Source organism: Terrimonas sp., assembly GCF_003075435.1.
Classification (GTDB): Bacteria; Bacteroidota; Bacteroidia; order Chitinophagales; family Chitinophagaceae; genus Agriterribacter.
On sequence record NZ_QCZJ01000009.1, the window covers coordinates 172,471 to 185,152 of the forward strand.

A 12,682-nucleotide genomic window follows, 5' to 3' on the forward strand; every position below is an offset into this window, starting at 1 on the left:
GCGCCAATTCTTACCAATTTATTTCCCATATTTGCAGGCTGATTTAATACCAGGTAAACGCATATGATACATTTTGAACAATTTGTTTTAGATAACGGGTTAAGAGTAGTTGTGCATGAAGACCACTCAACGCCAATGGCGGTAGTGAATATTATGTATGATGTTGGTGCAAGAGATGAAAACCCTGAAAAAACAGGCTTTGCTCATTTGTTTGAGCACCTCATGTTTGGCGGTTCTGTAAATATTCCGGTATATGATGAACCGCTGCAATTGGCCGGCGGTGAAAATAATGCATATACCACCAATGATCTCACTAATTATTATTGCCAGTTACCGGCAGAAAATATTGAAACGGCTTTCTGGCTGGAGAGCGACAGGATGTTAAGCCTTGCATTTGGAGAAAAAAGCCTGGAAGTACAACGAAAGGTAGTAAGCGAAGAATTTAAAGAGCATTATCTTAACAAACCCTATGGAGATGTATGGCATAAAATGCGTGAGCTCGCTTTTGAAAAGCATCCTTACAGATGGATGACCATCGGCGCTGCATTAAGTCATATTGAAAATGCTACACTTACGGACGTAAAAGATTTCTTTTTTAAACATTACCGCCCGGTAAATGCCATTCTTGTAGTGGCTGGTCATGTTACGGTGCCGCAGGTAAAACAACTGGCGGAAAAATGGTTTGGTGATATTCCTCCCGGAGAGAAATATGTTCGCGATATTCCGCAGGAGCCGGTACAAACCATACATCATCAGCTTGAGGTAAAAGCCAATGTACCGATTGATGCTTTATATAAATGCTGGCATATCTATCCCCGGCTCGACAAGCGTTATTACATCACCGATCTCATAACAGATATATTAGGCGGAGGTGCGTCTTCAAGACTTTTCCAGGTACTGGTAAAAGAAAAACAATTGTTCAGCAATATTGAATGTTATCACTTTGGCACAACTGATGCAGGATTACTTACCATTGAAGGAAAGCTGGTAAAAGGTGTGAGCATGACTGCGGCTGAAGCTGCTATTGAAGAAGAGCTGAACAAAATAAAACAAAGCACTATTACAGAAAAGGAATTGCAAAAAGTAAAAAATAAAACGGAAAGTCTTATTGCTTTTGAAGATATGAGTTTAACAAACCGTGCCAACAGCCTTGCTTATTATACACTGCTTGGCAATACAGGTTTGATAAATGAAGAGCTTGGCAAATACCAGGCGGTAACACCGGAAGATATACGCAACGAGGCTAATATTATTTTTACCGACAGCAACAGCAGCACGATGTATTATTATGGGGATGGGCAATAAGCTATCAGCTATCAGCAGTCAGCTATCAGCAACACAGGCAACCAGTAACCTGCAACCTGTGAAAATGTGAAACGTGAGCTGCTGATAGCTGACAGCTCAAAGCCCATAACCCTCCGCCAACAACAATTTAACTAATCAATATATGACAAACAGAACAACAGCACCGGTAATTAAAGATGCTGTAGATTTTGAGCTTGAACTTAAGCCTTATACAAAATTTACGTTGGATAACGGTGTGGATGTATATGCTATTAATGCCGGTGAAGAAGATGTGATACAGGTAGAACTGGTGTTTTATGCAGGCAACTGGTACGAAGAACAGAATATTGTTGCGGCAGCAACCAATCATTTATTAAAAAACGGTACAAATACTAAAAGTGCCTTTGAAATAAATGAGCATTTTGAATATTATGGTGCATACCTTAACAGGCATTGCTACAACGAAACCGCTACGGTTAGCCTGCATAGTCTTACCAAACATTTAAAAGAGCTGTTGCCGGTTATAAGAGAACTGGTAACCGGTTCCATTTTCCCGGAAACAGAGCTGGATATTTTCCGGCAGAACATGAAGCAGAAGCTGGAAATCAATTTAAAAAAACCTGATTTTATAGCCAATCGCTTAATTGATGAGTACCTGTATGGCATTGATCATCCGTATGGCAAATACAGTTCTGTTGCCGCCTACAATGCTTTGCAGAGCGCACAGTTGCAATCTTTTTATAAAGATTACTATATAAATGGCAGGTGTATAATTTTTGTAGCAGGTAAATTGCCTGCTGATATTGAAAAGCAGGTAAACGATTCATTAGGAGGCTTAACTGTAAATAAACATAACCTACCGGTTATAACGCACCCTGTAAAAGCTGCAACTGAAAAAAAATACAGGGTAAACAACGATGACAAAGGGCTGCAGGGGGCTATTCGCATAGCCAGCCATTTTCCTAACCGGCATCACCCTGATTTTACAAAAGCCCAGGTGGTAAATACTTTATTTGGCGGCTATTTCGGATCGCGGCTAATGAGCAATATACGGGAAGACAAGGGTTATACATATGGCATACACAGTTATATACAAAACCATATGCAGGAATGCGCATGGATGATAAGCACCGAAGCAGGCAGGGATGTATGTGAGGCCACAGTAGCCGAAGTATATAAGGAGATGGAAATGTTGCGTAATGAACCTGCATCAGAAGAAGAACTTTTGCTGGTAAAAAACTATCTTATCGGTACCATTCTCGGTGATCTTGATGGGCCTTTTCATATTATAGGGCGGTGGAAAAACATTATACTGAACGAGCTGGGTAATGATCATTTCTATAAAGCTATCAATGACATAAAAAGCATAACGGTTAAAGAAGTGCAGGAACTGGCGAATACATATTTACAACCAGAGAAATTTTATGAATTGGTGGTAATATAATTCATTAAAAAAGACCGCGAATGCGGTCTTTTTTAATGAATTGAATGCTTCGGTCATTACCGCGTTCCTCCGGCCCACCAAACGTTTTCAGTGTACACATAATTACCATCTCCGTATGCAGCTTTTACAGAAGGATTGGCAGAAACATCAGAGTTACCATAGGTAAACCTTAATGGGAATTTATTACTTGCATTCAGCGGGTTTTCCAGTCCGATAAAATCAGCCTCACCCATAGCTTTAAGTCTGCGATAGTCATTGAATGCCTCTGTAGATTCACCTGAAGCACCATAAAATGCAAGATATTTTTGAAGCATAATTTCTTTTAAAGCGTTAGCTTCAAATCGGGGCGTTACTTCATTATCAAAATAATCTGTTGCCACGTCTTCTGACAGATCAATACTTAATCCTAATCCATAAGAATCACTCGTTGAATTTAAAGAACGTGACAGGTTTGCGAATGCAGCAATAACAGCTTCCTTAAGTGCATCTTTTGCTTCTCCATCCTGGTTCATTCTCGCCAATGCTTCTGCTTTCAGGAACATCAATTCATGATAGCTTAATAATAATGTAGGAGCTGTAGTGGCGTACTCCGCAACAGAAATAGGATACGTATATTGCTGCTGTACCGGGGTACCATTGGGAACCCCATCTGCTATTGCGTCGTCGAGGCTTATTGCTTCAAAATTGTAATCCATAAATGCCTGCTCCCCCCGGGGATCATTTAAGTCCTTAAATTTCTTAGCAAGGCTCTGGCTTACGCCCAGCCCGTCTCTTGCATTTGAATATCCAAAAAGCGGATTTATATTTGCTTCTCCATCATAAATATTAAATATCAACTCCTCGTCTGCACCTTCAAAAGACTTATCTATATTATCTACAACTTTGGTCAAATCGCCATCCACATCAGAGGATATTTTTAAAGTATGCATTAAATAGCGTGCTTTTAAACCATAGGCTGCTTTTTTCCACAATGCTTTATTTCCACCATAAATCAAATCCTGGTTACCTACCGAACCTGTCCCTGCACCATCTGTTCCATCAAGCAACGTAATCGCATCGTCCAGTAAAGTTTGTATTTGTGGATAAAGCTCTGATTGCTTATCAATTTTTGGCTGTAAAATAACAGGTGATCCACTTGCATCAATAACCCCTGATTCGCTGAAAGGAGTATCACCGAAAAAGTCAGTTAAAACCCCAAGGTTATACGCCAATAATACTTTAGCTATCCCGCAGGTTACATCATTGCCTTCTTCGGGACCACCAGCTGAGGTTTTGGCAATGATAATTTTTAATGACTTAATATTCGCATATATAGCATTCCAGCTATTATTATACGTGGTTGCCTGGGTAGGCTCACCTACACGTGTTTCGGCATTAAATGTTTGACCCCAAACACCTGCTTCATGTTCAAGATAAACAGAAGAATACAGGGAAATATCACCACCAACCACAGAAAAGGCGGTAGATGTTATCATATCGGTTAAGATAAACTTCGCTGAAACGTCAGATGGATTATTAGGATTAAAGTTTACTCTATCCAGCTCCTTTTTAGAACAAGAAGAAATAAACATAGCTGATGCCGCTACAGCAAGGCTAAATATTTTTAAAGATTTCATCATTCTATTTTTTTGATTTAACTATATTAAAACTGGAGATTAATACCTACACCAAAACTTTTGGTTTGAGGTAAAGTAAATCTTTCAAATGCACCTGCCATATTTGTATTGCCCTGGCTGGATTCCGGATCCAGGTAAGGAGAATTGGTCCACAACAGCAGGTTTCTCGCAAAGAAGTTCACACCCAATCCAAAATTTGCTTTTTTAATAGCCTGAACGCGGAGTGAAATTTCTCTCATTTTGATAAAAGAGCTTTTTACAATGCTGCTTTCATCAATAGTATTAATATCCTGGAAATACTTTTGAATATTATTATATCCTGAAACAACAATATCATTCGGTGTACCATCTTCCTTAACAGCATCAGGAAACTGTACTGCATTTTTTAATCTTGCTTCTTCACTTGCTTTGCTCACACCATAATTATCGAATAACCCTGTAGTACCGCTGTACATTTCACCACCTTGTTTCCAATCCATCACGGCAGTTAATGTAAGCATCTTAAACCTGATCCTTGTGTTAGCACCTAGAAGAAAGTCTGGCGCAGCACGTCCAATAACGGCAGGTGCTCCGGCTATAGGAGTTCCATTTGCATCAACAATCACTTTTCCTGTTTTCTCATCCCTGGCATATGATGTACCATATATCACAGGGAATTTGTCGCCAATACCAGCTCTGACCTGCGGCGTTGTAAAACCACCGAGGAAGATGCTTTCAACACCAGGCGCTAATTCATCTACATAGTTATCAATTTTGGAAAAGTTAGCTCCTATGCTCCATTCAACATCAGCTTTCCTGATGGCATTAATATTGATGGTAGCTTCATGCGCATTGGTGTGAATCTTACCACCGTTGGTTCTGAATTCAGTAGCGCCTGTTGAACCTGGTGACGGTACATCAAAGATCTGGTCTTTTACATTCTGGCGGGAAAATGTATAATTTACTTCAACCAGGTTATTGAAGAAATTCAAATCAGCACCAATTTCATATGAAGTGGTATTCTGTGGCTTTAAATTGGGATCATATACCAGGTCGCTTGGTATATATGCTTTAATTCCATTGATGGGATACAATATCGGGCTACCACTATAAAACCCGCCACCATAAGCCGGCAGCGTATAGAAATTGCTGCGATAAGTTCCTGCCTGGCCTACCTGTGCTACAGAGAATCTCAGTTTTCCAAAATTCAAGAATGAACTGTTGTCAAGCCCGTTCAATTCTGTAAATACAAATCCCAATGCGGCTGAAGGATAAAAGAACTTCCTGTTATTGCTCGGCATAGAGGATACAATATCCTGGCGGCCGGTAACGCTCAGGAACAACATTTGCCTGAAGGATAAAGAGAGATTGGCAAAGTTTCCAAAAGTTCTGTATTTGGATGATGTTTCAGTTGCGTCTTTAGTACCGGTATTATCCATATGATTCCATCCTGCAAATGCAAAACTGGAACCATAAGCTGTTAAATACTTGGTATTGGTGTTAACGATCTCATTACCTACCAAAAGGTTCAAGCCAAAATCTGAACTAACGTCCCATTTAAAATTACCTGTAAGCAACGAGTTTAATGTAGTATTGGTGTAAGTATATTCTGTAATATCACCGTTGTTATTTGAGCCACGCGTTGGGGAGCCAAAACTCCATATATCCTGGTAGTTTGTAGTATAAGCATCTGCGCCGATCTGGTACTTTACATCCAGCTTCATATTGCTTGAAAGATCAGCAGTATAGGTAACATTGGTATTTCCAAAAAAACGATTTGTTTTTTCATTCCAGGTGTTATGCTCCTGACCCCAGTAAGGATTTACAAATGCGCCGCCACGATATCCGACAGGGCTGTATATATTGCCTTCGGCGTGGTTAGGAATGCCTTTAAGATCATAACTTACAGGAGCCGGGTAAACTGTTGCGATAATACCATCATTTGCTGAAGGAGCTTTATCAATATCTGAATTGATAAAATTACCGCTAAAAGAGGCTTTAAAGTGTTCTGATAATTTTGTTTCGCCTGCTATTTTAGCATTATACCTGTTCATGCCGGTATGCGGAACAATTCCTTTCTGATTGGTACTGCCTAAAGCTACTGCATAAGAACCCCTGTCGGTTGCATTCAATATACTTATGGAATTATTGAAAATTGTACCAATGTCAAAGAAATCGCGGACATTATTATATACTGCAGGGGTTACCCAAGGATTAAGGCCGGTCAATGCACGCTGGGGCACATAATATTGACCCGGGTGCATACCATCAGCATTAGTATACTGGTTAGTTGTATCCCCTCCATAAAGCGTACTCTTGGGTAAGTCAACTACCTTTGGACCATAAGAGGTTGATGCATTCGGATTAAACGCTCCGTTAGCACCCTGTGCATATGTAGTTTGCAAGTCAGGGTAGCGGGAGAGATCATCAAAGCTTACGCTGGAATTAAAAGACACCTGGGGTTTACCCTTCGAAGCCCCTTTTCCACTTTTGGTTGTAATAACTATTACGCCGTTAGAAGCCCTTATACCATACAATGCCGATGCAGCCTGGCCTTTTAACACTTCAATATTTGCAATATCGTTAGGGTCAATATCAACCGCGCGGTTTGCAATATCTGTTCCGGTTACACTATTGCCGGTACTCAAATCAGCATTAGAAGAAATAGGCATACCATCAACAACATACAATGGTGTATTATTGCCGGTAAACGAACGTGCGCCCCGGATAGTAATCAAAGAAGAAGCACCCGGCATACCGCTTGAAGGTGTTATCTGAACGCCCGATACCTTACCCTGCAAAGCACCCGCTAAACCTGTGTTGGCAGCCTGCACCAACGCATCGCCTTTTACGCTTTGAGTGGCATATCCAAGGCTTTTCTTTTCCCTTGAAATTCCTAAAGCTGTTACTACTACCTCCTGCAAGTTTGAACTTGAATTCAATGCTACATTGATATTTGTTTGATCACCCACAGTAATTTCCTGTGCGGTAAACCCGGCAGCACTTACTACCAAAACTGCTAAAGGCGATGCCTGTATACTGAAGTTCCCATTTTCATCAGCAGCAACCCCTGAGGCGTCGTTACCTTTAATTTTTACTGTGGCAAAAGGAATAGGATTTCCTTTGTCGTCCATAACCTGTCCGGTTATAGTTTTTGTTTGAGCAATTACCAGTACCGACCATTGCAGCAGTACTGCGAGAAGCATTAAAGTTTTTCTCATATTTAAATAGGTTTTAATGAATGCGGCAAATACAGGATATATCATAGACATCTACTAATTAAAAAGCGTAAATACCCTGTTGCCAGAAAAAAGACAAAATGAGAAACGCTGGTGCTGCACGAATAATTGGATGAAACTGAACTATTTAATAAAAACTTATCTTGAAGCGGACATAAATATTTATAAAAAGAAAAGGGCTACACTTGAATAAGTGTAACCCCTTAACATGTTTTATAAAATACTTATCTAGTTTGCGTCCCAGAATAATTTTGTTTCAACTTCATCGCCACCAATTTTAGAAGCAGCGCTGGTATAGTTTGCAGGATTTAACTGCTGTTCATTATTAGGGTACTGGTATCTTACAGGAAATCCTGATTTAGCGCCAACAGGCAATGTTAATTCCGGATAATCCAGTCTCCTGAGTTCTAACCAGCCATCCATTGGTCGGTTATATAAAGCAATCCATTTCTGGAAAGCAATTTTTTCTTTCCATGTGCCCGTTGCAGTTGCATAAGCTACTTCTGGTTGCGCCAGGTAAGTTGTAGCATCTCCAGCGGAACCGCCCCAATCAAGAATTGAAGCTTTAATACCATTTGTATAATGTTCAGCAGCGGTACCAGCCACAGTAAATCCTCTTTCAATGGCTTCTGCACGATAAAACTCCAGTTCTGAGTACGTTAAAAATATACCCGGAGCATCTGCTGCCGATACCTGTGCACTTGGCTTGGATGTAGTGGAATATGTATTACCCGCACCAACAACACCACCTACATATTCACCATCATTATTGGTCCCGAAGTAAAGTGATTTTCTTGGATCGTTTAAATCAATAAGCGGGTCCATCAGATCTTCTGCAGCGAGATAATCACCACGACCCCCCAATATAATATCTGCATAAAGAGGATTGGTATTTGGGGTAGCAGACAGATAAGGCATAAGTCCATCATCGTCTGAACTTGTAAATGCACCTGCATCTGCAGCTTCCACATTTGCTTTTGCAGTAGCAGCATCTGAATCAGCCAATATCATACCCAGCTTAAATCTCAATGTATTGGCAAATTTTTTCCATTTACTTACGCTGCCAGCATATAAAAAATCTTCTGAGCTCGAAAACCCTTTATTGTCTGTGTTAAGCGCTGAAATATCTGCGGCCAATCTTGAAAGCAAATCACTGTATACTGTTTTTGCATCATCATAAACAGGATAAACATTGCCAGGATCGAGTGCCTGAGAATATGGGATATCGCCAAAAGTAGTTACCAGGTTAGCAAATACATATACCTGCATAATATCAACGATCGCAAGTTTATTTGCCTTCTCACCTTCAAGCAGTGTTGCATCATCAGTTATAATTTTAGCTGATTCTTTATAATCTGTCAATACATCTCTGTACATAGCTCCCCACCAGGTTTGTGGAATATTCCTGGTAGAAAAATCAAACTGGGCTTCATCCTGGTATGTTGCCATTGACCAATGCTTTACTATAAAGCGGAAAGGATTGGTATTTACACTGGCAGAAACCAGGTTGTCGGATAAATTTCTTGTAGCATTTGAAAACAAGGTGCCTGCAGGAACATTTGCTGCACGCTTGGTTTCATCATTGTAGCTTGAAATATCCTTCGTGCAGGAAGTGATCAGAAGCCCCTGCAGAATAGCTATAGATATTATTAATTTTTTCATTTTTCTGTGTTTAGAATTTTACATTCAGGTTAAAACCAAGTGTTCTGGTAGTAGGATAGGCACCGCTTTGCATACCCTGTATATTACCGGCAGAAAGATTTTCTTCAGGATCAGAATAAGGCAGATTCTTGTGAATTATCCATAAGTTTCTTCCTATTATTGAAAAATCTACTCCTTTAATAACACTGGCATTTTTGAATAAGCCCTGAGGGAAGGAATATGTAAGTACTGCTTCTCTTAGTTTAACATAACTCGCATCGTAAGCAAAATCAGAAGCAGCAAAACCAGCCTGGTTTGCATCAAGCGCTACGCGTTTTGTGTTTTTGCTTCCATCAGCCAAAACACCATCTAAAATCACACCGCCACCGTCATCTGTGGTTCTGATTGATTTTCCATTCTCATTAAGACCAGCTGATTCAGGATAAATACCTGTGTAGTTTAAACCATAATACATATCCAGAGACCATACTTTTCCACCTTTTCTCGCATCAATCAAAAAGCCCAATGAGAAATTTTTGTACTTGAATGTGTTGTAAATACCGCCAATCCACTCTGGATTATAGCTACCGAATACATTAGTAGTAGTAGTAGTAGTTCTGTAAAAACCACTTGCGTTAACAACTCTTGGAGAAACACCGTCCCAAACAATTAATGAGCTGGCATCTTTAGGATCAATCATCATGTATGTTTTACCCTGAATTGTTCCATAAGGTTGACCTACTGTTGCATTTATACTTACACCGCCCTGGAATGAACCAAGCTGAATATTGGTAATTTCATTACCGCTTTCATCTTTAAACAACTCAACCACTTTGTTGGTGTTTTTAGTCCAGTTCAAATTAATGTTCCAGGAAAAATCTCTTGTTTTTACAGGAGTCACAAATACAGATAATTCAATTCCTTTATTTTCAATATTACCAGCATTTACATATTTGCTATTATAACCTGTAGCAGTAGATACAGAAACAGGTATGATCTGGTTATGTGTATTTGTTTTGTAATAAGTAATGTCAAATCCCAAACGATTATTCAGAAATGCAGCTTCTAAACCAATTTCCCTGCTTTTAGTTCTTTCCGGTACAAGATTTTCATTGTTTTTTGTTCCCGGAACTGAGAATAAAATTGTGCTGCCGAATGGAGTTGGCTGATCGTAAGTATCTCTAAGAGCGCCCCATGCTGCATCATTACCAACTTCAGCATAGTTCAATCTTACTTTACCGTAGGACAACCAGTTTAGTTGAGAAAGATGCTTGGAAAAAATCCAACCTGCTGAAACCGCATAGTAATTATATGCATTTGAATTTTCGGGAAGAGTAGAAGACCTGTCTCTCCTGAATGTTCCATCAAGAATTAATGTCTCTTTATATCCCAGTGTGAGGCCGCCGAAATAACCATCTACCGCTTTTGGCTGGTAATATTCTGTTGGGTTAGGTACAGTACCTTTTGAGTTTGCAATAGAATATAAACCGGGAACAATCAATCCACCGGAAGTAGCCTGTCCAAGATAAGTATATGTACTTCTTCTCCGGTTTGTTCCTACCAACGCTTTTACGTTAAAATCTGCACCGATATTTTTATCAAAGTTTGCGAGCAAATCATAATTTCTTTCGCTGAAGCTCAAATCATATCTTGTATAACCTGGTGTACCCTGGCTGCCTACTGCTATTCTTTCATCCATAAACTGAGTATACGAATCAAGCGTTGCTCGACCAAGTATACTTAACCAATCGGTAATTTTGTAATCTAACTGTACATTACCGAAAATGCGGGACCTGGTATCTTTTTCATAATTTTCGTATAAAGTCCAGTAATAATTATCTGTGTAAATTGGTACAGTGCCGGCTTCAGTAGAAGGATCTTTCCAGTTCCAGGTAATGTTTTGACGATTTCTGAAATAGGCTTCTTTCTGTTCCTTTATATCCACGTTTCTTTGGTACCACTGGCGGAAATTTTGGTTTACATTTCTGCCGCTGTAACCGGTGCCATAACGGCCTTTACCATCTATTTTAGAATAGTTAGCGCTGGCAGTTGCAATAAGTTTCGGAGTGATGTTATAAGTAGCGCCAAAATTAATTGTGTTCTTTAAAACGCGGCTGTTTGGTAATACTCCTTTTTCATCATCGCGGGTATAAGCGAGTTTTATAGTTCCCCTATCTGTGCCACCCGTTAAAACCACATTGTTATTAGTAGAAACAGCCGTTTCATAAAAATCAGCAGGAGTATATGTTGCGGCTACCCAGGGTTTTGCAGTTTTATAGTAAGGTGAAGCTGGATCAAATGCATCCCAATGATATACCATTAAGCTGGGATCGAATTTAGCACCATATGATGCGTCTTCTGAAGTAGGCACTACTAAATCATCAACACCATCGCCGTTCGCGTCAAAATACCAGAAAAGTCTGTTGGGAGAGGAAGTACCTGAATAATTAGCAGAATACCCGGCGCCGTACTGATCCTGATATTTTGCAAAGGTATTTTTATCTATCTGTCCTACTCTAACGCCGGTATTTACAGATATGCCTAATCCTTTTTTACCTTTTTTGGTGGAGATCATAATCACACCGTTAGCTGCTCTTGAACCATATAACGCGGTTGCTGCAGCACCTTTTAATACTGAAATATTATCAATATCATCAGGGTTTATGTCTGCGGCTGCATTACCATAATCATAACCACCTCTACCAGTTCTTTGGTTTGAAGTATTATATGTGCTGTTATCTACAGGCACACCATCAACAACAAATAACGCCTGGTTATTTGATTGTAAAGATTTCATACCGCGCACAACGATATTTGTTGATCCGCCAATACCATTACCCTGAATGATCTGTACACCGGATACCTTTCCGGAAAGCGCGGCAGCAGCATTCCCTGTGCGGAGCTTGCTTACCTCATCGCCTTTTACCTGCTGTGCGGCATAGGGCAATGTATTTTTATTACGCTTAATGCCAAGGGCAGTTACTACTACTTCCTGCATATTAGCAGAAGGTTGCAGATTGATGGTCAAAGTAGACCGGTCGCTTACCGCTATATCCTGCTCTTCAAAACCGGCAGCGCTTATCGTTAATGTGGCTTTGGGATTTACTTCAATGCTGAAGTTACCATTCTGATCGGCGGCAACCCCTGTGTTTGCGCCTTTAATTTTGATGGTTGCATAAGGTACCGGGTCTCCATTTGCGTCTGTAACCCTACCTGTTACGGTTTTGGTTTGCGAATATACTGATGCAATACATAGCATCAGCACCGCAAAGAGTGCTGCAAGTTTTCTCATGTTTGTTTTTTTAAAATGAAGTGCCAAATATAAAAAGATTTAACAAATCTGAACTTTTTGTTAAATTTTTATTATTTGACTGTTAAAAGACAAAAGAAAAGAAAGATTTGCTGCTTATTAAAGTCGCCCAATCAGAAAACTATCGCAATACTTAAAACATATGCTTTATATGCATATGTTTTGAAAT

General features: G+C 39.8%; 6 protein-coding genes. 2 read left to right on the top strand and 4 right to left on the bottom strand.

Translation table 11 applies throughout. From position 1 onward, the window contains the following. Positions 1-63 precede the first annotated feature (63 nt). Positions 64-1,305 carry a M16 family metallopeptidase gene (locus DC498_RS12040; RefSeq protein WP_116874406.1) on the top strand — a complete coding sequence of 414 codons (1,242 nt, stop codon included), beginning with the start codon at positions 64-66 and terminating at the stop codon, positions 1,303-1,305. A 142-nt stretch (positions 1,306-1,447) separates the two neighbouring features. After that, positions 1,448-2,728, top strand: a complete 1,281-nt coding sequence (locus tag DC498_RS12045) for a M16 family metallopeptidase (RefSeq protein ID WP_116874407.1) — start codon at positions 1,448-1,450, stop codon at positions 2,726-2,728. A 56-nt stretch (positions 2,729-2,784) separates the two neighbouring features. Here DC498_RS12045 and DC498_RS12050 read toward each other — a convergent pair whose 3' ends face one another. From DC498_RS12050 to DC498_RS12065, 4 genes are all read right to left on the bottom strand, one after another. Continuing rightward, positions 2,785-4,347 (bottom strand): SusD/RagB family nutrient-binding outer membrane lipoprotein, encoded by a 1,563-nt coding sequence (locus DC498_RS12050; RefSeq protein WP_206197596.1) that lies wholly within the window; start codon positions 4,345-4,347, stop codon positions 2,785-2,787. A 23-nt stretch (positions 4,348-4,370) separates the two neighbouring features. Next, complete coding sequence (locus DC498_RS12055; protein WP_116874437.1) at positions 4,371-7,544, bottom strand: SusC/RagA family TonB-linked outer membrane protein; 3,174 nt, start codon at positions 7,542-7,544, stop codon at positions 4,371-4,373. A 246-nt stretch (positions 7,545-7,790) separates the two neighbouring features. Further along, positions 7,791-9,224 (bottom strand): SusD/RagB family nutrient-binding outer membrane lipoprotein, encoded by a 1,434-nt coding sequence (locus DC498_RS12060; protein WP_116874408.1) that lies wholly within the window; start codon positions 9,222-9,224, stop codon positions 7,791-7,793. Between the two features lie 10 nt (positions 9,225-9,234). After that, entirely contained in the window at positions 9,235-12,495 is a 3,261-nt protein-coding gene (locus tag DC498_RS12065; RefSeq protein WP_116874438.1) for a SusC/RagA family TonB-linked outer membrane protein, read from the bottom strand. Positions 12,496-12,682: the final 187 nt, after the last annotated feature.